The 22,853-nt window shown below is 42.0% G+C and carries 21 protein-coding genes; 19 read left to right on the top strand and 2 right to left on the bottom strand.

What is annotated here, in order from left to right; all coding sequences use genetic code 11:
- The first annotated feature begins 111 nt into the window (after positions 1–111).
- The 6 genes from murC to coaE all read left to right on the top strand — a co-directional run bounded on the left by murC (position 112) and on the right by coaE (position 6,966).
- Positions 112–1,446, top strand: a complete 1,335-nt coding sequence (gene murC / locus IAE45_RS01270; RefSeq protein ID WP_077454527.1) for a UDP-N-acetylmuramate--L-alanine ligase — start codon at positions 112–114, stop codon at positions 1,444–1,446.
- A 142-nt stretch (positions 1,447–1,588) separates the two neighbouring features.
- Positions 1,589–2,062: a MaoC family dehydratase gene (locus tag IAE45_RS01265; RefSeq protein ID WP_005225996.1), complete on the top strand. Its 474-nt coding sequence runs from the start codon at positions 1,589–1,591 to the stop codon at positions 2,060–2,062.
- Positions 2,055–2,747: a Bax inhibitor-1/YccA family protein gene (locus IAE45_RS01260; protein WP_200124605.1), complete on the top strand. Its 693-nt coding sequence runs from the start codon at positions 2,055–2,057 to the stop codon at positions 2,745–2,747. The genes IAE45_RS01265 and IAE45_RS01260 overlap by 8 nt, the downstream gene beginning before the upstream one ends.
- 125 nt (positions 2,748–2,872) lie before the next feature.
- A complete protein-coding gene (polA, locus tag IAE45_RS01255) occupies positions 2,873–5,518 on the top strand; it encodes a DNA polymerase I (protein WP_086292321.1) in 2,646 nt (881 codons plus the stop codon).
- A gap of 15 nt (positions 5,519–5,533) precedes the next feature.
- Positions 5,534–6,376, top strand: coding sequence for a DNA-formamidopyrimidine glycosylase (gene mutM / locus IAE45_RS01250; protein WP_200124603.1), 843 nt, complete (start codon positions 5,534–5,536; stop codon positions 6,374–6,376).
- Positions 6,373–6,966 (top strand): dephospho-CoA kinase, encoded by a 594-nt coding sequence (coaE, locus tag IAE45_RS01245; protein WP_086292322.1) that lies wholly within the window; start codon positions 6,373–6,375, stop codon positions 6,964–6,966. Before mutM ends, coaE begins: the two co-directional genes overlap by 4 nt.
- A gap of 159 nt (positions 6,967–7,125) precedes the next feature.
- Here coaE and IAE45_RS01240 read toward each other — a convergent pair whose 3' ends face one another.
- Positions 7,126–7,905, bottom strand: a complete 780-nt coding sequence (locus IAE45_RS01240; protein WP_200124601.1) for an ABC transporter ATP-binding protein — start codon at positions 7,903–7,905, stop codon at positions 7,126–7,128.
- Positions 7,906–8,081: 176 nt separating this feature from the next.
- Here IAE45_RS01240 and IAE45_RS01235 point away from each other — a divergent pair, with 176 nt between their 5' ends.
- From IAE45_RS01235 to IAE45_RS01180, 12 genes are all read left to right on the top strand, one after another.
- Entirely contained in the window at positions 8,082–8,411 is a 330-nt protein-coding gene (locus tag IAE45_RS01235) for a hypothetical protein (RefSeq protein WP_008380072.1), read from the top strand.
- A 246-nt stretch (positions 8,412–8,657) separates the two neighbouring features.
- Positions 8,658–9,299, top strand: a complete 642-nt coding sequence (locus tag IAE45_RS01230) for a FusB/FusC family EF-G-binding protein (protein WP_200124599.1) — start codon at positions 8,658–8,660, stop codon at positions 9,297–9,299.
- A gap of 203 nt (positions 9,300–9,502) precedes the next feature.
- Positions 9,503–9,973, top strand: a complete 471-nt coding sequence (nrdR, locus tag IAE45_RS01225) for a transcriptional regulator NrdR (protein ID WP_005226004.1) — start codon at positions 9,503–9,505, stop codon at positions 9,971–9,973.
- A gap of 13 nt (positions 9,974–9,986) precedes the next feature.
- Positions 9,987–11,363 (top strand): replication initiation and membrane attachment family protein, encoded by a 1,377-nt coding sequence (locus tag IAE45_RS01220; protein ID WP_200124597.1) that lies wholly within the window; start codon positions 9,987–9,989, stop codon positions 11,361–11,363.
- Positions 11,363–12,292, top strand: a complete 930-nt coding sequence (dnaI, locus tag IAE45_RS01215; RefSeq protein WP_200124595.1) for a primosomal protein DnaI — start codon at positions 11,363–11,365, stop codon at positions 12,290–12,292. The genes IAE45_RS01220 and dnaI overlap by 1 nt, the downstream gene beginning before the upstream one ends.
- Positions 12,293–12,318: 26 nt before the next feature.
- Positions 12,319–12,780: a hypothetical protein gene (locus IAE45_RS01210; RefSeq protein WP_200124593.1), complete on the top strand. Its 462-nt coding sequence runs from the start codon at positions 12,319–12,321 to the stop codon at positions 12,778–12,780.
- Positions 12,781–12,875: 95 nt separating this feature from the next.
- Positions 12,876–13,571, top strand: a complete 696-nt coding sequence (locus tag IAE45_RS01205; protein WP_086292329.1) for a tRNA (adenine(22)-N(1))-methyltransferase — start codon at positions 12,876–12,878, stop codon at positions 13,569–13,571.
- A complete protein-coding gene (locus IAE45_RS01200) occupies positions 13,568–14,686 on the top strand; it encodes a Nif3-like dinuclear metal center hexameric protein (protein ID WP_279612837.1) in 1,119 nt (372 codons plus the stop codon). The genes IAE45_RS01205 and IAE45_RS01200 overlap by 4 nt, the downstream gene beginning before the upstream one ends.
- Before the next feature lie 11 nt (positions 14,687–14,697).
- Complete coding sequence (gene pepT, locus IAE45_RS01195) at positions 14,698–15,930, top strand: peptidase T (protein ID WP_200124582.1); 1,233 nt, start codon at positions 14,698–14,700, stop codon at positions 15,928–15,930.
- A 100-nt stretch (positions 15,931–16,030) separates the two neighbouring features.
- Complete coding sequence (locus IAE45_RS01190; protein ID WP_200124580.1) at positions 16,031–16,939, top strand: diacylglycerol/lipid kinase family protein; 909 nt, start codon at positions 16,031–16,033, stop codon at positions 16,937–16,939.
- Positions 16,940–16,972: 33 nt separating this feature from the next.
- The gene (locus tag IAE45_RS01185; protein ID WP_005235800.1) at positions 16,973–17,245 is read left to right on the top strand and encodes a DUF1294 domain-containing protein; all 273 of its coding nucleotides are present in this window, start codon (positions 16,973–16,975) and stop codon (positions 17,243–17,245) included.
- A 27-nt stretch (positions 17,246–17,272) separates the two neighbouring features.
- Positions 17,273–18,304 (top strand): lysylphosphatidylglycerol synthase transmembrane domain-containing protein, encoded by a 1,032-nt coding sequence (locus tag IAE45_RS01180; RefSeq protein ID WP_081118567.1) that lies wholly within the window; start codon positions 17,273–17,275, stop codon positions 18,302–18,304.
- 38 nt (positions 18,305–18,342) lie between these two features.
- Here the strand turns inward: IAE45_RS01180 and IAE45_RS01175 are convergent, their stop codons facing one another.
- Positions 18,343–19,869 (bottom strand): ABC-F family ATP-binding cassette domain-containing protein, encoded by a 1,527-nt coding sequence (locus IAE45_RS01175; protein WP_233618905.1) that lies wholly within the window; start codon positions 19,867–19,869, stop codon positions 18,343–18,345.
- A 307-nt stretch (positions 19,870–20,176) separates the two neighbouring features.
- On the opposite strand from IAE45_RS01175, the gene clpB reads away from it, so the two are divergent.
- The gene (clpB, locus tag IAE45_RS01170) at positions 20,177–22,783 is read left to right on the top strand and encodes an ATP-dependent chaperone ClpB (RefSeq protein ID WP_096742745.1); all 2,607 of its coding nucleotides are present in this window, start codon (positions 20,177–20,179) and stop codon (positions 22,781–22,783) included.
- Positions 22,784–22,853: the final 70 nt, after the last annotated feature.

Below are 22,853 nucleotides of genomic sequence, written 5' to 3'. Positions count from 1 at the left end.
TCATTGCTATTTTTTTTATTTTGTATGATAATGTAGGTCGTGTGACAACCTGATATTTGTCAATACACGCGTTTTTTTACGACGCGGATTTGAGAAAAGAGGATTATAATAATGGAAAATCAAAACAAAATACATCATTTTGTTGGAATCAAAGGTTCCGGTATGAGTTCATTGGCTTTGATTCTGCACGAAAAAGGCTACCAAGTACAAGGCTCTGATGTGGAAGAATATTTCTTCACTCAACGTGATCTAGAAAAAGCAGCGATCAAATTGTTGCCTTTCGATAAAGCAAACATTCAACCAGAAATGGTCATTATCCAAGGAAATGCTTTCCCTGATACCCACGAAGAAATCGTACGAGCCAAAGAACTTGGCTTAGAAGTTACTCGTTATCATGACTTTATCGGCCAATTCATTCAGCCCTATACGAGTATTGCTGTGACGGGCTCTCACGGGAAAACCAGTACGACAGGCTTGCTTTCTCATGTCTTAAGCGGCATCCGTCCCACAAGTTTCTTGATTGGCGATGGTACCGGTCATGGGGAACCCGATGCGGAATTCTTCTCGTTTGAAGCCTGTGAATACCGTCGTCATTTCTTAGCCTATTCACCGGATTATGCAATTATGACCAACATCGATTTTGATCATCCAGACTACTTCCACTCGATTGAAGATGTCTTCTCAGCCTTTCAATCGATGGCAAATCAAGTGAAAAAAGGCATTTTTGCTTTTGGGGATGATGAATACTTGCGTAAACTTGAAGCAGATGTCCCAATCTACTATTACGGCGTCAACGATAACGACGATGTGCAAGCTAAAAACATTGAACGCACCACCCAAGGTTCAGAGTTCGACGTCTTTATCCATGGTGAAAATATTGGCCATTTTGTCTTGCCAGCTTTTGGTCAACATAACATCAACAACGCACTCAGTGTGATCGCTGTTGCTTACAAAGAAGGATTGGACATGAAAGAAGTTGCTGCGGAGATGATTTCATTTCCTGGAGTGAAACGTCGCTTCAGTGAAAAAATTGTAGCGGATATGACGATCGTAGACGATTACGCCCATCATCCTGCAGAAATCAAAGCAACGATCGATGGCGCTCGCCAAAAATATCCAGAGAAAGAAATAATTGCTGTCTTCCAACCGCATACCTTTACTCGTACGATCGCTTTAATGGATGAATTTGCGGAAGCCTTGGATCTTGCAGACCATGTCTATCTATGTGACATTTTTGGATCTGCTCGTGAATCACGAGGAGATGTTAAAATTGAAGATCTAGGCAATAAAATTCAAAAAGGCGGAACTGTGATCAAAGAAGAGAACGTATCTCCGCTATTGGATCATCAAAATGCTGTCGTGATTTTCATGGGAGCAGGCGATGTGCAAAAATTTGAAACAGCCTATGAAAAACTATTAAGCAATACAACTCGTAACGTATTGTAGTCAAAGACTCTTGTGGCGTGTTTGCTGCAAGAGTTTTTTTACCTTTGAAGTTTTTGCAAAAGCAGCACCGCGAACTTGCACTTTTGTCGGCATCTGATAGAATATACTCAGATGAAACTATTCTTTTTGGAGGAATTAAATTTTGAATATAGGGAAACCGCGAAAAATAGGAAAAAGTATTGAAGATATCGAGGAAGGCGATTCGTTATCCTTAACAGAATCGATCGAAGACAATCAACTGTTGTTATATTTAGGGCTTACTAATGATGCAAATCCTTTGTATATACAACATGACTACACGCAAAAAACTGAGTATCAGCGTCCCATCGTGCCATCCATTATGTTGATGGGGATCATCACCAGTGCCGTATCGAAACATTTGCCTGGTCCTGGTTCTCATGTAGTCAATTTTTCGGTAAACTTTATTGAACCTGTATATCATTATGAAACGTTGACCTTTGAATTCGAAGTGATCAAAGTGGATAAAATGAAAGACGTGGTAACTATTTCGGTTGAAGCGATCAACACAGAAGATCATCGTATTTTAGATGCTGTGGTCATGGTCCAGCCACCAAAAGCAGTAGCAGAAAATGAGGAGGAACAACAAGATGAATAATTTAAACAATGAAACCGTCCAAGCCCAAGGCTTAAATCGCTTTTATTCAAAAGTGTATTTATTCTTCGGCGTTGGGCTTGCGATCAGTGCGATCTCGGCCTATATTTTTGGGGAAGTCTTCAAAGCGCAAACCCTGCAATTTATCAGTAACTTTCCGCTAGGATTTACTGGTCTTTGGATCGTACAGATCATTCTAGTTATTGTATTAGGGGTGAAGGCGCAGAAAAATCCTTCCTTGACCGTTGCTGGCTTTTTAGTCTATTCGCTCTTGAATGGATTGACCTTGTCTGTGACACTGATGATCTATGACTTTGGATCGATCGTGGGGGCATTTGTTTCCGCAGCTGTCACTTTTGGTGTCATGTCAGCATTTGGGATCATGACCAAACGTGATCTAAGTGTGGTTGGACGTATCGGCTATGGTCTGTTGATCGGGATCATCATCTCGACGCTCTTGAATGTATTTATTTTACGCAGTCAACCGGTTGACTTCTTTTTATCGATCGTGACCGTCTTTGTCTTTATGGGAATCACCGCTTATGACAACCAACAAATCCGCAATGTATACTTCGCAACGAATGGTGGCGCAAATACTGGAGTGGCCGTTTTCATGGCACTACAACTGTATTTAGATTTTATCAACTTATTCCTTGCGTTATTGCGTATCTTTGGAAAAAACAACTAAAAAAAGTGCGAGGAAACTCGCCTTTTTTTTTGTATAAAATGAGAGAGAAAACAAAGCAATTCATCGCTTTTGTGCCCGTTCTTTGATAGAATAAAGAGGAACTTTTTGAGAAAAGGAGTAATCAAATGCCAAAAAATAAATTACTACTCGTTGATGGGAATAGTGTGGCTTTCCGTGCGTTTTTTGCGTTGCATAATTCATTAGAACGGTTTAAAAATGCCAATGGGCTGCACACAAATGCCATCTATGCGTTTCATACTATGTTTGAAAATGTGATGGCAAAAGAACAGCCAACACATGTTTTAGTGGCTTTTGATGCTGGAAAAACCACCTTCAGGACAGCGATGTATGAAGATTATAAAGGTGGACGTTCAAAAACCCCTGGGGAATTTAAAGAACAAATGCCTTACATTCGCGAATTGATCAACGCGTTAGGTGTTCAATACTACGAATTAGATAACTATGAAGCCGATGATATCATTGGCACATTGGCAAATAAAGTCGATAAAGAGCTATTTGATGTCGTCGTTTTATCTGGCGATCGCGATTTGACCCAGCTGGCAACGGAGCACGTGAAAGTTGACATTACGGTCAAAGGAGTTAGCGAAATTGAAAGTTATACGCCCGCTCATGTGGCTGAAAAATATGACGGCCTAACGCCCTTACAAATCATCGACATGAAAGGACTAGCTGGCGATGCTTCCGATAATATTCCCGGCGTCACCAAAATTGGTGAGAAGACAGCCATCAAGCTATTGAAAGAATATGGCTCTGTTGAGGGGATCTATGAACACATCGATGAAATGAAAAAAAGCAAGATGAAAGAAAACTTGATCAATGATCGTGAGATCGCCTTTCTTTCAAAACAATTAGCAACCATCGATGTGGATGCGCCCATTGAGGTCGATGTCGACAAACTCAAATATGAAGGCAAAGATTTAGAGAAATTGGTGCCATTCTACCAAGAAATGAACTTTAATAGCTTCTTAGATAAGCTGCAGATTACAGCTGAACCAGTTGAGATGGAAGACATTTTGTTTTCGGTCGTTGAAGAAGTAACGGAGGATATGTTCCAGGGAGACACAGCATTGTATGTCGAGATGATGGGGGATAACTATCATTTGGAAGACATCGTCGGTGTTGCTTGGGGCAATCAAGAAAAAATTTATGTCAGCAATCGTGAAGAATTGTTTGAAAGTCCAGTCTTTACCGATTGGTTAAAAGACGAGAAACGTAAAAAATTCGTCTATGATGCCAAACGCACGTACGTGGCGTTAAACCGGTACACGACAGCACCAAAAGGAATCGCTTTTGATGTTTTATTGGCAGCTTATCTTTTAGACACGAATGATACGAATAATGACATCGCAGGTGTTGCCGCTCACTATGGCTATGATGCGATCCAATCGGATGAAGCGATTTATGGAAAAGGCGCGAAAAAAGGGCTGCCGGCGGATGAGGAAGACTTCTTTGCTCATTTAGCCCGTAAAGTAGCGGCGATTACAAACCTAACCCCAAAACTTACAGAAGAATTGGCAGCGAAGAATCAAACAGCGCTATTTGAAGAAATGGAATTGCCTTTATCAATGATTTTAGCTGAGATGGAGATCACTGGGATCAAAGTTGATGCGTCTCGCTTGCATCAGATGAAGGGCGAATTTGCGCAACGGTTGCATGAAATTGAAGAAAAAATCTATGCCGAAGCTGGTGAAACCTTCAACTTAAACTCACCGAAACAATTGGGTGTGATATTATTTGAAAAAATGGGCTTACCAGTTATCAAAAAAACCAAAACTGGCTATTCGACCGCAGTCGATGTGTTAGAACAACTAAAAGAGCAAGCACCGATCGTTGAAGACATTTTGACTTATCGTCAAATCGCTAAGATCCAATCAACCTATGTAGAAGGCTTGTTAAAAGTGATCCAAGGAGATGGCAAAGTCCATACGCGATATGTGCAAACCTTGACCCAAACTGGTCGTTTAAGTTCTGTCGATCCAAACTTACAAAACATTCCGATTCGTTTAGAAGAAGGTCGAAAGATCCGCGAAGCCTTTGTGCCACGCGAAGCTGATTGGGTGATCTATTCTTCTGACTACTCTCAAATCGAATTACGGGTGTTGGCACATATTTCAGATGATACCCATTTGAAAGAAGCCTTTATCGAAGGTCAAGATATCCACTCAAGCACAGCGATGCGAGTCTTTGGTATCGAAAAAGCAGAAGATGTGACACCAAATATGCGTCGTCAAGCCAAAGCAGTCAACTTCGGTATCGTTTATGGTATTTCTGATTATGGCTTATCCCAGAATCTAGGAATCACCAGAAAAGCCGCCCAACAATACATCGATACGTATTTTGAAAAGTATCCTGGGGTGAAAACGTATATGGAGGATGTCGTTCGTGAGGCGAAGGACAAAGGGTACGTTGAAACCTTGTATCATCGCCGTCGTTACCTACCTGATATCAATTCGCGCAATTTCAATATTCGAACTTTTGCCGAAAGAACTGCCATCAATACACCGATTCAAGGCAGTGCGGCGGATATCTTAAAAATTGCCATGATCGATCTGGCGAAACGTTTGAAAGAAGAAAAATTAGCAGCAACGATGCTGCTGCAAGTACACGATGAATTAGTCTTTGAAGTACCTGAATCTGAATTGCCTCGTCTTGACGCTTTAGTGAAAGAAGTGATGGAGCAAGCCGTTGCATTGCATGTCCCTTTACTGACAGACAGCAATTGGGGCAAAACATGGTACGATGCTAAATAAATGAGGTGAACAGAGGTGCCGGAATTACCAGAAGTTGAAACGGTCCGTAAAGGACTTGAAAAACTTGTTTTGAATAAAACGATCGAATCGGTCGAGATCCTGTGGCCGCGAATCATCGAAAGTCCTGAAGTGCCGATCTTTTCGGCGCTTTTGAAAGGGCAACGCTTTGAAAAATTCGAACGACGCGGAAAGTTTCTGATTTTTAAATTGACAGATTATGATTTGATCTCACATTTGCGAATGGAAGGCAAGTATGAATATTTTGAGTCAGAACCAATTGTTGATAAACATACACATGTCATTTTCCATTTTACAGATGGCAGTCAGTTAAATTATCATGATGTAAGAAAATTTGGTCGTATGACCTTAGTGGATAAAGACCAAAGCGCAGCCTATAAAGGGATCCTGCAATTAGGTCCTGAGCCTAAGCCTGAGTTGTTTTTATTAGAAGCATTTGAACAAGGATTGAAGCGGTCTAAAAAAGCCATCAAACCGTTATTGCTTGACCAAAAGCTCGTTACTGGTTTGGGCAATATTTATGTAGATGAGGCGCTGTGGCAAGCGAAAATTCATCCAGAGCAACCAGCGGATTCATTAATGCCAACTGAAGTAGATGTGCTGCATGAAGCAATTATCGATGTCTTAGAACGAGCTGTTGAAGCAGGCGGAACCACCATTCGTACCTATCTCAATGCACTAGGAGAAGCCGGGAAATTCCAAATGTCATTAAATGTCTATGGCCAGACGGGCAATCCTTGTGGCAGATGCGGTACACCAATCGTCAAGATCAAAGTTGCCCAACGGGGGACGCACTTTTGCCCTCAGTGCCAAAAATTGCATGTGAGGTCCAGCAAATGAGTTTTGTCTTAGGAGTCACGGGGGGGATTGCCACCGGAAAAAGTACCGCAGTCGCGCATTTTCGATCACTGGGTTTACCGATTATTGATGCCGATATCATCGCAAGAGAAGTCGTTGAACCGAATACGGAGGGCTTGCAGGCGGTGACGCAAGCCTTTGGTCCGCAGATTTTGACCGATGATGGACACCTAGATCGGCAAACCCTTGGTGCTTTGATTTTTAACGATCCAGAGAAACGCCGGATACTGAATCAGACGTTATCTCCTTTTATTCGACAAGAGATTTTGTCTCAGATCGAAGAAAAAAAGCAGGAAGTGCCATTGTTGATCGTTGACATTCCTTTGCTTTATGAAGCCGACTATGACCAATACATGGATCAAACCGCAGTCATTTATGTGCCAGAAGCCATTCAAAAAGAGCGGTTGATGGCACGCAATCAGTTGACTGAGCAAGAAGCGCAACAACGAATCGACAGTCAGCTGTCAATTGAGAAAAAGAAACAACGGGCCGATATTGTCTTTGACAATCAAGGAACGATCGCCCAACTCAATCAGCAGATCGATGATTGGTTTGCATCTATAAACAAATAGATAAAGCAGCAGGTTCCCTTTCACCAAAGGAAACCTGCTGTCTTTTTTTGTACAACAGCAAATCTTCGTAATCTTACAAAGAACTATCGTTTCTGAAAAATTGACTTGTGGCAAAAATCATTGTGTGTCCAATGTTTACCATGCATTGATGCGTACCTCTTACTTGGGTGTCACAATGATTCGGTCACCTGTGAAGGGGTGAAGAAGGATAGGCTGATCATAAAAAGTAGTGAGAACCTCCTCAGTAAAAATGGCCTCTCGTTTACCTGCAGCATGGATCTTGCCGTTTTTTAGCATCAGCAAATGAGTGAAAATCGGTAGCAACTCTTCTGTATGATGGGTAACGTAAAGAATGGTGGGTGTATTTGTCAGCTTTGAAAAAGCCTCCAATCGTGCTAACAGTTCTTCTCGCGCAAATAAATCAAGACCCGTACAAGGTTCGTCCAAAATCAGGATCTCTGGTTGTGCCATCATGGCACGTGCAATCATGACAAATTGTTTTTCTCCTTGAGAAAGGACGTGATAGGAACGATGGATCAGATGAGTCAGACCCAAGTCAGTCAAAAGCGCTTTTGCTTGGTCTAATTGGTTTTCATCATAAGTTTCATAAAGACCAATACTGGAATAAAGCCCAGATAGAACGATCTCTTCAGTAAGATCTCGTCCATAAAATTTATTTTGTAAAGCGGAACTAACCCAACCGATGCGCCGTTGAAGATCCGGGACAGATGTTTTGCCATATCGTTCACCTAGGACTGTTCGTTGACCAGAAGAAGGCCATAAGGTTCCTGTTATCAGTTGCAATAGTAAGCTTTTGCCTGCGCCATTCAGGCCTAAAATCGCCCAATGTTCATTTTTTTTCACTTGCCAATTGATAGTTTCTAATAAAAATTGCTGGTTGCGAATGAATGAAACCTGTTGAAAATCAAGGACTGTCATCGATAATTGAACCTAATTAGGTTCTTCACCTCCATTTATAAGAATATTCAGAAAATAATACCTGCTATTATAACACATCCTTCCAAATTTCGCTGGTTTGTTGGTATCGCATTCATATCTTTTGTCAGAATTCAGAATGCTTGTTATGATGAAACTATACAGGAGGGATGATAACTATGGGTACTTTTAAAGACGAAAAAGATGTGATCGTTGGCAAGGCTAAAGAAAAAATCGGTGAATGGACCAATAATGAAGAACTTGCCCATTCTGGGAAAGAACAAGCACACGAAGGTCAGATCAAGAAAGAGCACGATCAAAAAAGAGTCAACGAATTAGAAGATCAAAATGACGAGCGCGATGCCCGCAATGATCGAACTACCCCAGAAAATGTCAGCAGTGAAGAATTGTTGCGAGCTGAAAATCCTGATGCCAATAAAATTTCTTCTGCGGATCGTCGAGATGCAGACCAGCTGAAGCATTATACTGGAATTGAAGATAAATTATAACTGAACACGGATGCCTTCGTCTTCTAGACGAGGCATTTTTTGGTTAACCAGAGTGGATGAAGAGTCAAGAGACTACTGCTCAGTTGACAATTGCTCAACATCTCATTATAATCCATTAAGATCGCATAGCGAGAAGCAAAGAAATTGGGAGGTGGTCATCAAATGCTTATTTATGCATTGTGTACGACTGTCAAGAAAGTAGAACAGCCGCGAGAATAAATGAGAAAATAGAAAGAAGGCTTTTCAATGATTGAACCTTACCAATTTCACGCGATTAAACACCAAGTGTACCAATTAGTCCGAACCTATCAATCGGTCAACGACCCTCGAACGATCAAAACGGTCGAATCGATGACCAAAGATGCAATTGAAAAATTTTTTCCTGAAGAAGAAACCGCACCCCGAGCCATTTTAACTGCTTTCTTCCAACCAGGAATGACGATCAGCCGGAGTAACGAGCTGTTAGCTGAACTTAAAGAATACGTTCGCCCCTTTCAGGTGCCGACAACGAAGCAAATTGAAAAAATGTTTCGGAAAGTAAAAAAACTGAAAGTACCTGATTTTGCTTCCGTGGATTTGAAGGAGACCACTTATCTTGCCTGGGATGATATCGGTAGTCAAAGCAAGTTTATGATCATTGCCACTGAACAAGGGTTTACAGGGCTTCACGGTCATGTCTCAACGGAAGTCAAAAAAGGAATTTGTCCCTTGTGCCAGCAGGAAGGAAATGTGTCAATGTTTCTTTCTTTGACCAAGAGCAACGGCGATGGGACGTATACGAAACGCGGAAATTATATTTGCCGTGATAGTCAACAGTGTAATCAGCAGTTGGAGCAGCCGGAGAATTTGCATGAGTTTGTTTCTTTGCTGCAAATGAAAGATAAATAACGAAATGAAACGGCAGAAAGATTTCTGTCGTTTTTTTACATTGAAAAAAACAACAGTTATAACATTATTTAAATTTTGTATTAAATGAACAGAATAAACCACTTTGGCTATTGTACCAATGGATTTCATGTTATAATTAATCATAGAAATCGATGACTTTACGTGAAAACGTAAGCGCATAAGAGAGAAAATGAGGTGGAACTATGCAATGTCCAAAATGTCATCATAACAATTCGAGGGTAGTTGATAGTCGACAAGCCGATGATGGACGTGTGATTCGCCGTCGTCGTGAATGCGAAAATTGCGGCTATCGCTTTACAACATTCGAACGTATTGAAGAGGCACCCCTTCTTGTAATCAAGAAAAATGGTGCCCGTGAAGAATTTAACCGAGAAAAAATTTTACGGGGCTTGATTCGTTCTGCTGAAAAACGACCAGTGACAATGGATCAAATGGAAACGATCGTCGATCATGTTGAAAGCCGTGTTCGTGCTCTTGGAGAAAACGAAATTTCAACTACGCAAATTGGTGAATATGTGATGGAAGATTTAGTTGATTTAGATGAGATTGCGTATATTCGTTTTGCCAGTGTGTATCGGCAATTTAAAGACATGTCAGTTTTCTTAAAAGAACTGCAAGACATTGTCGAGAAAGCGAAAGAACCACAAGAATAGAGGGGGACAGCAAGTGGGCAATAGTTTACCGAATCAAACGTACAAAGTGTTTAAAAGCCGTCCACTTACAACGGAAGGAAAAGACGCCCTCATTTATTTGTATCAACCAATTATTGAAAGTGATGCTTTAGCATTGTATTTGACACTCGCAAGCGATGTCCAAGCCCAAACCTTTTATGGTGAGGAGGCGATAACGACGGTGCATTTAGATATCTTGAATGCCATGAATGCCGGAATGCCTCGCTTCATAAAAGCCAAGCAAAACTTAGAGGGCATCGGCTTGCTAAAGTCGTATGAGAAAGCAGATGCTCAAAACGGGAGCTCGTATCTGTATTGGTTGCAAGAACCGGTTCATCCAGCAGCGTTTTTTCAAGATGAATTGTATGCTTATCTTTTGTTGGAAAGAGTCGGGGAGCGTAAATTTAATCAACTGGTCAAGCTTTATCAACCAAAACAATGTTCTTTAACCGATTATCAGGAAGTGACTCAATCCTTCTCAGCCGCTTATGGGTTAAATACTGCTCGTTTTGCTTCCCAGGAAGAAACGCTACAGGCAGTCAGTGATTCTTTTCAGGAAACCAATGCGAACTTGGTGCTTGACGAAAAGCAGTTGGATTGGGACTTTCTTTTATATGAAGCGCAGCGCCGGTATATCCGTGCCGCTAATTTCACGCCAAGTTTTCGACAAAAGTTAGTTCTATACCATTCTTTATACGGCTATGATGTGATGGAATTGTTGGATTTGATGGCGGACAATGTTTCTTTGACAACAGGCGAGATCGATCAGAAGAAGCTGGAGCAAGCGATCATGAAAAAATCGCGGCAGACCTTCACGAAAACAACAAAAAGGGAAGATCCTCAAGCAGAAAGCCAATTACGCCGCTTCAATACACTAAAGCAGAATGGTTTTTCAGAAAATGATGTATTATTGATTCAAGAAAGTGAAAACAATGCGCCAATCGCCTTTTTAAAAGCGATCAAAGCGGAGAAAAACAGTTTTATGACAGATTCAGAACAATGGTTGATCAAAAGCCTTGTCGAACGATCACCATTGCCGAATAGTGTGATCAATGTTTTGGTTCATTACGTTTTGGTAGTCCAAAACAACGCCGCTTTGTCAGGAAATTATGTAAATAATATTGCCGCTCAGTGGTCAGAATTAAAAATCGGTACGGCAGAAGATGCGATCAAACATGTCCGGAGTCTTGTTCGAAGTGCCAAGGAAAAGCGCAGCCGACCACAAACCAACGGAAAAAAAATCATTCGCGAAGAAAAGCTGCCTTCTTGGGCTGAAAAACCAGTGGAAGAGACAGCATTAACACCAGAGCGACAAGCAGAATTAGATAAAAAACTGCAAAACTACTTGCATAAGAAAGCTGGTGACAAGTAATGGAAGATGTAGGGAAAAACTTAGGAAAACTATTGGATAAACGCAATTACCGTGATCAGTTTTCAGCAATGATGGCAGAGGTTTTACAAGATCCTGATGTTAAAGCGTTTATTGCCGAAAATGAAGAGGTATTGACCGAAGCAGATATTCAAAAAAGCTATGCGAAACTGTATGAGTTCGTCCAAGAAAAGCGGAAATTCCGCATCAATGATCCATCCATGATCGCACCGGGCTATGAGCCGCGCTTAGCGTTAAATTTTCATTTTATTGACGTCACCTATGTACCAACGAAAGAACTACTGGCATATCAGAAACAAGAAGAGATCCGCAGTCGCATCAAAGCGATGGATATGCCTAAAGATATACAAGAAGCAAGTTTTGCAGATTATCAGCAAACGCCTGGCCGAATGGAGGCCGTCGCAGCTGCCGTTGATTTTATTAGTGAGTTGACAGCCAATCCACAGGAGTTTCATAAAGGACTGTACTTTGTGGGGAGTTTTGGGATCGGAAAAACCTATCTGCTTGGCGCGATCGCCAGAGATTTAGCGGAGGCAGGCTATACGACGACATTGGTTCACTTCCCAACATTTGCAGTTGAGATGAAACAAGCAATCGGCAAAGATCAGGTGGGGGATAAGCTGAATGCAGTAAAAAAAGCCCCAATCTTAATGATGGACGATATCGGTGCGGATGCGATGAGTAGTTGGATTCGTGATGAAGTCTTCGGTGTGATTCTGCAATACCGAATGCAAGAGCAACTCCCGACGTTCTTCACCTCGAATTTTACCATGCATGAGTTGGAACAGCATCTTTCGGTAACGCAACGCGGCGAATCAGAACCATTGAAAGCCAAACGTATTATGGAGCGTATTCGTTACTTGACACAAGAGATCCAAATGACGGGCAAAAATCGACGAAACGATGCCTAAAAAATGACCATTACTGGAGGAAGAAGATGATGAAAAAACAACTGATTCTAGGCTTGTCCTTAGCAACAGTGCTGCTGTTAACGGCTTGTGGCAGTCCCGAAAACAACAATGCATCAAGTGGCGATAACACGCCTTCTGAATCAAGTGAGAATGCTAGTTCCGTTGCCAATAGTTCTTCAAAGAGCGAAACAGCGACGGTTTTTACTGGTATTATCCAAGAAGATGCCCAAGCAGGTTCGGATGATACCTTTCAATTATTTTTGAAAGACGTAGCGGCAGTTGAAGATGAGGATCAAGTCGTCCAAAGTTTTCAAAATGATGGGGTCATTCTCCATGTCCCTGTTGAGGCCTATTCAGGAGAGATCGAGGAGTTAGTTGAAGGAGACAAGGTCCAAGTGTCGCTGCAAGGCGTCCCGATCATGACGATGTCGATCCCACCGCAAATTCCCGGCAACTCGATTCAAAAGGTTGAATTAGTGAAGGATTAATGCAATGTGCGCCTTGGCAATGGCACCACAGTCAAGACGCACATTTTTTTCTATTTTTGGAAAGCGTGTTATACTACGAAAGAAGGAGTGACAATATGAACGAACATGCATTATCGGATCGTTTGGCTTGCGTGGGCGAACAAATTCCCGACCAAGCACGTATCGCCGACATCGGCTCCGACCATGCTTATTTACCTGTGGCATTAATGCTGCAGAACAAAATCACTTATGCTGTAGCTGGAGAAGTCGTTCAAGGACCTTATGATTCTGCCAGTAAACAAGTACGTAAAAACGGGCTCACAGAGAAGATCGTGGTGCGCTTAGCAGACGGATTGGACGCTGTTCAGCCAGCAGATGAGATCGACACGGTTGTTGTTGCTGGAATGGGCGGCACACTGATACGTTCGATTTTAGAAGAAGGAAGCCGGAAAAATCGCTTAGCGGGGGTCAAACGTTTGGTCTTACAACCGAATGTTGGCGAAAGGACCTTGCGAGAATGGCTTGTTGATCACAATTTTACGATCATTCATGAAGTGCTGTTAGAAGAAAATGATAAAAATTATGAAATCATCGTTGCGGAAACTGGAAAAGCGACGTACACGACCCAGCAATTATTTTTTGGTCCTTTTTTATTAAAAGAAAAAAATCCAGTTTTCCTAAAAAAATGGCAGCATGAATTGAAGCAGCGTCAACGAGTGGTCAAAGAGTTAGAGAAAGCCAAAGAACCACCTGCTGAGAAAATGAATGAATTGAAGGAACAAATCGAATGGATCAAGGAGGTGTTGGCATGATTTCTGGTCAAGAATTTATCAAACGCTTTGAAGCATACTGCCCGTTATGGTTGGCAGAAGAAGGCGATCCTGTTGGTCTACATGTTGGCACATTAAACAAACCCCTCGAGCGAGTCATGATGACTCTTGATGTACGTCCAGAAGTGGTGGCAGAAGCCATCGAGAAAAAGATCGACTTGATCATTGCCAAACACCCACCGATCTTTCGGCCTTTGAACCGCTTGCTGGCAGATGATCCGCAACAAAAGATGTTGATGGATCTCGTCAAGCATGATATCGCCGTTTACGCTGCCCACACCAATATGGATATTATTGAAGATGGTTTGAACGATTGGTTTTGTGAACTATTAGAAGTTGAACCCGACACGTATTTGAAGCAAACCCATCAAGTAAAAATGAAGAAACTAGCTGTTTTTACCCCTGTTGAATCGGCACCAGCGTTACGAAAGGCATTAGGTAAAGCTGGCGCCGGTCAGCAAGGAAATTATCAAAATACCAGCTATTCCTTGATTGGCACCGGTCGCTTTACGCCGCAACAAGCTGCTCATCCAGCGATTGGTGAGATTGGAAAAGAAGAACAGGTGCAAGAAGCGAAAATCGAAGTCATTTTTCCAGAAACGATCGAGAAAAAGGTGCTTTCGGCAATGATCGCCGCGCATCCATATGAAGAGCCGGCTTATGATCTGTATGCCTTAGACAATTTGCCGAAGACTTATGGGATCGGGCGGGTTGGTAACCTTGCTGAACCTCTTTCCCTTGATCAGTTTGTTGCACGTGTCAAAGAACGCTTTGGTTTGTCTGCTTTACGCCTCGTCAGCTTTCCTGATGCACCTGAAAAAATTCAGCGAATCGCCATTTGCGGCGGCAGTGGCCAATCCTTTTATTCGGATGCCTTACACCATCAAGCGGATGTGTACATCACTGGCGATATCAGTTACCATTTCGCCCATGACATGCAAGCCAATGGGTTGATTGGGATCGATCCAGGGCATAACATCGAAAAGGAATGTATTCCTCGGTTTATTGAGAAATTCAACCAGTGGAAAGCAGAAGAGAACTGGGCTGTGACCTTTGTTCCTTCCACCACTTCAACAAATCCATTTGACTATAGATAGGAGAATTATTTATGTACGAAAATTTATTGCCTCGCTTTTTGAACTATGTAAAAACAGAAACCCGTTCGGATGCGACAAGCACGACAACACCTTCCACCGAAACACAGGTCGCTTTTGCCAAAGAACTGCAAAAAGAACTAGAAGAATTAGGATTAAGCGATGTTCACTACAACGAATCCAATGGTTTCGTGATTGGGACATTGCCAAGTAACGTGGATCATGACGTACGCTCCATTGGATTTATCGCCCATATGGATACGGCCGATTTTAATGCAGAAAATGTTGATCCGCAGATCATCGAAAATTACGATGGCGAATCGACCATTAAATTAGATAAAGAAGGAAAATACACATTAAACACAAAAGATTTTCCGAATTTAAAAAATTATGCTGGCGAAACCTTGATCACTACTGATGGTACCACTTTATTAGGTTCTGACGATAAATCTGGTATTGCAGAAATCATGACAGCTATGGAAATCTTACTTAAAAACCCAACGATCAAACATGGGGAAATCAAAGTCGCTTTTGGCCCTGATGAAGAAATTGGTGTTGGTGCAGATAAGTTCGATGTTGAAGATTTCAATGTTGATTTTGCCTATACAATGGATGGCGGTCCAGTAGGAGAATTGCAATATGAAACCTTTAATGCGGCGCAAGCTGAAATCACGATCCAAGGAAAAAATGTCCACCCAGGAACTGCGAAGGACACCATGATCAACGCTTTGCAACTAGCAGTCGATTTTCAAAATGCGCTACCGGCTGATGAAGTTCCTGAGAAAACCGAAGGGACAGAAGGGTTCTTCCATTTGATGAGTCTCAGCGGCTCAGTAGAAGAAGCGAAAATGGCATACATTATTCGAGACCATGACCGGACCCGTTTTGAAGAAAGAAAAGAACAATTATTAGCGGTTCAAGAAAGCTTGAATGCCCGCTTTGATGAACCGCGAGTGCACGTTCATCTATATGATCAATACTACAACATGAAAGAAATCATCGAAAAAGATATGAGTATCATTGATTTAGCAAAAGATGCGATGGAAGCAGTGGGAATCACTCCAGTAACAGAACCTGTTCGTGGTGGGACCGATGGGTCGAAAATCTCCTATCTAGGGATTCCAACACCGAATATCTTTGCTGGTGGAGAAAACATGCACGGTCGTTATGAGTTCGTCTCGCTACAATCAATGATGAAGGCGACCGATGTGATCGTGAAAATCGCCGAACTGAATGCTCAAGCATAAACGTTGCTTTTGATTTGATGGAATAAATGAAAAACTCTTGGGCTGGGAACTCTTCACGCAGGTCTTGCGTAAGACCCGGCCTTTTTAGGATGTGAATAGGATGAAAATTCTCGTTTTATACAATGATACAGCGGGGAAAAGTGAAGCAAAAGAAACAGCAGAAAAATTCCAAGCCTATGTGAAAGAACAAGGCGAAGAGCATCAAGCGTTCTTGCAGGCCTCAAATCCAGACGTGGATCCAAAAGACGTTCGAGAGGCTGCCAAAAAACACGCAGTCGATACGATTGTGATCATCGGCGGAGATGGCACGATCCATCATGGGCTGCAAACCTTCAAAGAAAAGCTGGATGAGCTGAAGATCGGGATCATTCCTGGAGGAACGGTAAATAATTTCGCTCGAATGTTGGGTATACCAGTCAAGCCAGAAGAAGCGTTTGAGAATGTTTTAACAGGGGTTGAACGTCCGATCGATTATGGGATGGTCAATGATCAAGTAATGATCTCGACGATGACCATTGGTCTTCTGGCAGATACCGCCGCCGCAACTTCCCAAGAAGAAAAACAGCAGTATGGGCCGTTAGCGTTTATGAAACGGTTCATTCATCTGTTGATCAAAAAGAAACAATACAAATTAGAAGTTATTGCTGACGAACGGAAATGGCAGGGGAAAAGTCAATTACTGACGATCGTCATGTCGAATTCAGCAGGTGGGTTTAAGAACTTTGATGAAGAAGCAAAACCTGATGACGGGTTGTTTCATGTCATTCTTTTGCCAAAACTGAATATTTTACGGTTTATTTTGTATCTACCAAGAATTATTCGTGGTAGAATTGCCAAAGTACCAAGTGTTGAATATTTCACTGCCGCAAAGGTCTCAATAAAGGCCAAAGAAAAAACGGTTCATACTCGAACCGATGGCGACCCAACGGATGATCTGCCGATTGAGATGAAAGTCATCAAACATGGGTTGACGATGCTGGTACCTGAGGAAGCAAAAGAATCAAAATAATGGTCCCTACGATCAATCATATGGAGGAAATGGATGAATGCACTGATTTACAATCCATTGTGGTTTTATTTAATTGCAGTCAATCTTTATCTTTTCTGTCTGATGGGGTATGATAAATATCAGGCAGTGAAACAAGGTTGGCGGGTTCCCGAAGCAAATCTCCTTTTTATGGGGGCGATTGGCGGCGGATTAGGCGGTTTAATTGCGCAACGCGTATTTCGCCACAAAACAAGAAAGAAGAAGTTTCACCTCTTTTTTGCTTTTGGCACCGTTTTTGCTATCCTGCTGATGGTCTTTTTTGCATAAATTCGGTATAACAAGCAAGGAGTTAATATGAAAACTAAAGTGAAGTTCGCCCTTAATTTACTTTTACTAGTAGGGATTCTGGGTGTGATGTATTTTTTTGTCCGTAACTCGATGATGGATATTTTGGCGGGGCTAAGAGAGACCAGCTTTCTCGTCGTCTTATTAGTTATGGGACTTGGCACATTGTACCTGGTGATCGAAGGACGGACAGTGAAAGAGATCGCTGTGACGTTTCAACCGGAATTTACTACTAAGGCAGGCTTTTTAACGGTTTGTTACAGTGGTTTTTACCGGATCGTGACGTTTGGGGCGGGCACCTTGATCTCAGAGGTGAATTTTTATCGTAAAAATGGTTTGCAATTGTCACAAGGGGTTGGTGTCACCACCTTACACATGGTGATGTATAAGTTTGCCATATTGACATATGCAATCGCTGGGTTGATTATTCAATTCTCGCTATTCTATGACAATGCGCCGAATATGATTTGGGTAATTTTGGTGGGGATCGTACTCGTCTTTTTGATCATTGCCGCTTTATTGGCACTTTCTGTCAGTATCAACATTCAAGTCTTTTTTGTGATCATCAGCAATAAGCTGTTCAAAAGTGCAACGTTAAGAGGGATCGTTGACAAATGCAACACCCAGATCTATTCTTTGCGAGAAACGGTCAATGCAATCATTACCGACCGCACCGCTTTCTTGCGCATCTACCTTTGGAATCTTTTGAAGATGCTACCTTGGTATGTGATTCCTTATGTGATTCTTGTTGTGCAGCATCCAGAGATCGATTTCTTGTTGACGTTATCCTTCATCAGCTTTGCCGTCGTCTTGTCCGGGGTGATTCCAACACCGGCAGGGATCGGATCATTTGAATTTATTTATATGCTGCTTTTTGGTCCATTAGTTGGCACGGTCGATGCTGCGTCTTCCATGCTACTGTACCGCTTAGCAACATTCATTTGGCCCTTCATTATTGGTTTTGCTTATGTAATGAAAGAAAAGCGCAAAGATATCAGCCAAGAGTTGACTGAATTAAGAAAAGAAAAAGTGGAAAGTTAAAAACACGCTTATCTTCGAGTAGAGGATAAGCGTGTTTTTTAGTCTTTCAAATCAATGATCCGATCAACAAAGGGTTCATAAAATTCAGCTTCATGGGAAACGATCAGAACGGTTCCGGGAAAAGCTGCCAGGGTTTCTTCCAAATTGTTTTTCGTGTCTTGATCGATATGGTTGGTCGGTTCATCAAGAATCAAAAAGTTGCTTTTGATCAACATCATTTCAGCTAACTTCACTTTTGTCTGTTCGCCACCACTTAATAATTTCAATTCTTCCTGGGCTAATTGGCTAGGTAATCCCGCCCGAGAAAGTTGCCGCCGCAATTCTTTGTTAGTGGCCTTTGGGAAAAGATCCTCAAGGTATTGAAGAGGGGTCTGCAAGGGATATTCCCAGTCAAGGTCTTGAGAAAAGTAATTGAATTTTGTATGCTGCGGGTAAGAAACGGTTCCTTCAATTGCAGGGATCACACCAAGTATCGTTTTGATCAATGTTGATTTACCGATCCCATTAAATCCCCGAATCGCATTTTTTTCGCCATAGCGGATCGTTAGGTTGATTGGGGAGAGTAAGGGCTTTTGATCGTACCCAATGACTAGATTGGTGGTTTCCAAGGCCAAGGTGGTAACGATTGGTGCCAAATCAAATCCTAAATGGGGTTTAGGGACATCTTGCGGTGGGGTCAAACGTTCAATTTTTGCCAACTGCTTTTCACGACTCTTCGCCATCGTTGAACGAGAACCAGCTTTGTATTTACGAATATAGCTTTCAGTTTTCTTGATATGCTCTTGCTGTGCTTCGTATTGCTTCATGTAGCTTTCGTTTTGCAACGTTTTTAGTTTTAATGCTTTGTCTAAATTCCCAGTATACTTAGAAAGCTTGCCAAATTCAATATCAATGATATGGGTCGTGATTTCATTCAAGAATTGACGATCATGAGAAACGACTAAGTAGGTACCAGTAAAGTTTTGTAAAAATTCAACTAACCATTTGATATGTTCATCATCTAGGTGGTTGGTTGGTTCATCCAAAATCAGCATGTCGGGTTTTTCTAAGAGCATTTTCGCTAAAATCAGTTTCGAGCGTTGACCACCACTTAAGGAAGCAAGGGGCGTATCCATTCCAAGAACCGAAATTCCTAACCCTTCAGCTAAATCATCGATCAATGTATCCATTTGATAGAAATTTCCTTGATCCAATTGATTTTGCAATTCGCCCGCTTTTTCTAAAAGCTTATCGTCGAGACTTTCGCCATAAGCAGTATAAAGGTCTGCGATCTGTTGTTCTTTTTCGAAGTCTTCTGCAAAGGCAGAGCGCAAAAAATCACGGATCGATTGCGTTTCATCAACATTGACGTATTGATCCAAGTAGCCCATTTTCAAATTTTTCGGAAATTGAACAAAGCCATCGTCGGGGAGAATTTCTCCTGTAATGATTTTGATTAAAGTACTTTTGCCAGCGCCGTTCCGTCCAATCAAACCGACTTTTTCCCCACGGTTGATTTGAACGGAAACATCTTCGTAAAGCAATTTGTCGCCAAATTGTTGGCTAATATTCGTTAATGTTAACATCGTTTCCTCCATATAAAAAAGCTGTAAACAGTAGACGTTACAGCTAAGTAGATAATCTTACTGAATAAAATACGCCAAAAAGCGCTTAAAAAGATCGGGAAAATCGGTTGTTCCTGACCAATCACGACCTAGCATACCATTGCTACTTCCCATCTGTCAATTTTCATGAAATAATACTGAAAAAATTTTTGATGTTCGAGGGAAATCTTTTGACCATTACTGACCAATATTGTATAATAGAAGAGTAGAAAAAAGGATACTGCTTGCAGCGTACTTTTTTCTGACTACCATTTTGGGAGGGAAAAGTATGAACCCAGAAAAAATGACGACTACATTACAAAGTGCTATCGCTGAAGCCCAGCAGATTGCCATGACCCGTCACCATCAAGAAATTGATATTCCGCATTTATGGAAGATTTTATTGCAAGCCAATCAATTCGGCCGCAATTTTTATACGGACACAGGGCTCGATGTCGATGCATTTGAAAAAGAAGTCGACCGATTATTAGATGAACTGCCTTCCGTTGAAGGAGGAAATGTTCGTTATGGTCAATCCATGAGTCAAAATCTGTTTCATCTTTTGTCTGAGGCAGATCAATTAAAAAATGAATTTCAAGACGAGTATCTTTCCACAGAAATCGTCCTTTATGCGTTGATGAAATTGAAAAATCATCCCTTGACGGTGTATTTAAAGAAACAAGGAATCACCGCAAAAGAAATCAAGCAAACGATCGAAACATTAAGAGGAGGGGATCGTGTGACCTCACAAAATCAAGAAGAACAATACAAAGCATTAGAAAAATACGGCGTTGACTTGGTCCAACAAGTCCGCAGCGGAAAAATGGACCCCATTATCGGACGAGACGAAGAAATTCGCGATGTGATTCGCATCCTTTCTCGGAAGACAAAAAACAATCCCGTTTTGATTGGTGAACCGGGGGTTGGTAAAACAGCCATCGTTGAAGGATTGGCTCAACGGATCGTGCGAAAAGACGTCCCAGAAAACCTAAAAGACAAAACGATCTTTTCTCTGGATATGGGTGCCTTGATCGCAGGTGCTAAATTCCGAGGTGAATTTGAAGAGCGTTTGAAAGCCGTCTTACAAGAAGTGAAAAAAGCCGATGGCAGGATCATTCTCTTTATTGATGAGATCCACAATATTGTAGGTGCTGGTAAGACGGAAGGCAGCATGGATGCTGGAAACTTACTGAAACCAATGCTGGCACGGGGAGAATTGCATACGATTGGCGCAACCACCCTTGATGAATACCGTCAATACATGGAAAAGGACAAAGCCTTGGAACGTCGTTTCCAAAAAGTGCTGGTACAGGAACCAACCGTTCAAGATACGATTTCGATTTTACGTGGCTTGAAAGAACGGTTCGAGATCCATCATGGTGTCAACATCCATGACAACGCGCTTGTTGCTGCGGCGACCTTATCTGATCGGTATATCACGGACCGCTTTTTACCAGATAAAGCCATTGACTTAATCGATGAGGCGAGTGCCACAATTCGGGTGGAAATGAATTCGATGCCTACTGAGCTCGACCAAGTTACCCGTCGTTTGATGCAACTTGAGATCGAAGAAGCCGCATTGAAAAAGGAATCCGATGATGCATCGAAAAAACGCTTAGGCATTTTACAAGAAGAATTGGCGGAATTGCGTGAAGAAGTCAATACCATGAAAATGCAGTGGGAAACGGAAAAAGAAGAAGTCAATGCAGTTTCCAACAAACGGGCAGAGATCGATAAAGCCAAGCATGAGTTGGAAGATGCTGAAAATAACTATGATTTGGAACGGGCCGCTGTTCTTCGCCATGGGACGATTCCCCAATTGGAAAAAGAACTAGCTGAACTAGAAGAAAAAAACCAAGACGAAGGCATTCGGATGGTCCAAGAGTCAGTGACCGAAAATGAGATCGCCTTAGTCGTGGGACGTTTGACAGGGATTCCAGTCGCTAAATTAGTGGAAGGCGAACGAGAAAAACTGTTGAAATTAAATGAGACCTTACATCAACGAGTGATCGGACAAGACGAGGCCGTCGATGCTGTCAGTGATGCAGTTATTCGTTCACGAGCTGGCCTGCAAGATCCAAATCGACCATTAGGTTCCTTCTTGTTCTTAGGTCCGACCGGCGTCGGTAAGACCGAATTAGCGAAAGCGTTGGCGGTCAACCTCTTTGATTCAGAAGAGCATATGGTTCGGATCGATATGAGCGAATACATGGAGAAACATTCAGTGTCTCGTTTAGTTGGTGCCCCTCCAGGCTATGTAGGGTTTGAAGAAGGTGGGCAATTGACTGAAGCTGTCCGCCGCAATCCTTACACGATCGTTTTGTTAGATGAAATCGAAAAAGCCCATCCTGATGTCTTTAATATCTTGTTACAAGTGCTTGATGATGGCCGTTTGACAGATTCAAAAGGGCGAGTCGTTGATTTCAAAAATACAGTCTTGATCATGACTAGCAATATCGGCTCTCAAGTCTTGCTAGATGGCGTGACCGCAGAAGGGACGATCCCAGAAAACGTTGCTGAAAATGTCCGTAATCTCTTGAGAGGGCATTTCAAACCAGAATTCTTAAATCGGATCGATGATACGATTTTATTCACACCGCTTAGTCTAAACGATGTGACAGGCATCGTCGACAAGATCATCGCACAGCTTTCACAACGACTGGAAGTCCAAGATATACTGTTGACGATCACTGAAGAAGCCAAACGCTGGATCGCTGAAAATGCTTATGAGCCAGCGTATGGTGCGCGTCCTCTCCGTCGGTTTATCACGAGAGAAGTCGAAACCCCATTGGCAAAAGAAATCGTTGCCGGCAGAGTCTTACCAAAGACCCAAGTCACGATTGAATTATTGAACGATCAACTGGTTTTTGAAAATACGCCAATTACCGAAGAATAAAAAGATAAAAAATGGATAAATGCAAAACGATGGTTGCCGTTTAAGTGGCAGCCATCGTTTTTTTGTCGCT

It is taken from the genome of Enterococcus sp. S53, from assembly GCF_016516865.1.
GTDB classification, from domain to species: domain Bacteria; phylum Bacillota; class Bacilli; order Lactobacillales; family Enterococcaceae; genus Enterococcus_D; species Enterococcus_D innesii.
Note: the sequence above shows the minus strand (reverse complement) of the source record. Positions and strands in the feature narration are given on the sequence as shown.

Excerpts from the sequence above, each read along its gene's own strand:
- murC (WP_077454527.1), top strand. The coding sequence starts at position 112 with ATGGAAAATCAAAACAAAATACATCATTTTGTTGGAATCAAAGGTTCC.
- IAE45_RS01230 (WP_200124599.1), top strand. The coding sequence starts at position 8,658 with ATGATTGAACCTTACCAATTTCACGCGATTAAACACCAAGTGTACCAA.
- IAE45_RS01240 (WP_200124601.1), bottom strand. The coding sequence starts at position 7,905 with ATGACAGTCCTTGATTTTCAACAGGTTTCATTCATTCGCAACCAGCAA.
- IAE45_RS01185 (WP_005235800.1), top strand. The coding sequence starts at position 16,973 with ATGAATGCACTGATTTACAATCCATTGTGGTTTTATTTAATTGCAGTC.
- nrdR (WP_005226004.1), top strand. The coding sequence starts at position 9,503 with ATGCAATGTCCAAAATGTCATCATAACAATTCGAGGGTAGTTGATAGT.
- IAE45_RS01235 (WP_008380072.1), top strand. The coding sequence starts at position 8,082 with ATGGGTACTTTTAAAGACGAAAAAGATGTGATCGTTGGCAAGGCTAAA.
- IAE45_RS01190 (WP_200124580.1), top strand. The coding sequence starts at position 16,031 with ATGAAAATTCTCGTTTTATACAATGATACAGCGGGGAAAAGTGAAGCA.
- IAE45_RS01180 (WP_081118567.1), top strand. The coding sequence starts at position 17,273 with ATGAAAACTAAAGTGAAGTTCGCCCTTAATTTACTTTTACTAGTAGGG.
- IAE45_RS01175 (WP_233618905.1), bottom strand. The coding sequence starts at position 19,869 with ATGTTAACATTAACGAATATTAGCCAACAATTTGGCGACAAATTGCTT.
- clpB (WP_096742745.1), top strand. The coding sequence starts at position 20,177 with ATGAACCCAGAAAAAATGACGACTACATTACAAAGTGCTATCGCTGAA.
- IAE45_RS01205 (WP_086292329.1), top strand. The coding sequence starts at position 12,876 with ATGAACGAACATGCATTATCGGATCGTTTGGCTTGCGTGGGCGAACAA.
- coaE (WP_086292322.1), top strand. The coding sequence starts at position 6,373 with ATGAGTTTTGTCTTAGGAGTCACGGGGGGGATTGCCACCGGAAAAAGT.
- polA (WP_086292321.1), top strand. The coding sequence starts at position 2,873 with ATGCCAAAAAATAAATTACTACTCGTTGATGGGAATAGTGTGGCTTTC.
- pepT (WP_200124582.1), top strand. The coding sequence starts at position 14,698 with ATGTACGAAAATTTATTGCCTCGCTTTTTGAACTATGTAAAAACAGAA.
- IAE45_RS01200 (WP_279612837.1), top strand. The coding sequence starts at position 13,568 with ATGATTTCTGGTCAAGAATTTATCAAACGCTTTGAAGCATACTGCCCG.
- IAE45_RS01210 (WP_200124593.1), top strand. The coding sequence starts at position 12,319 with ATGATGAAAAAACAACTGATTCTAGGCTTGTCCTTAGCAACAGTGCTG.
- dnaI (WP_200124595.1), top strand. The coding sequence starts at position 11,363 with ATGGAAGATGTAGGGAAAAACTTAGGAAAACTATTGGATAAACGCAAT.
- IAE45_RS01260 (WP_200124605.1), top strand. The coding sequence starts at position 2,055 with ATGAATAATTTAAACAATGAAACCGTCCAAGCCCAAGGCTTAAATCGC.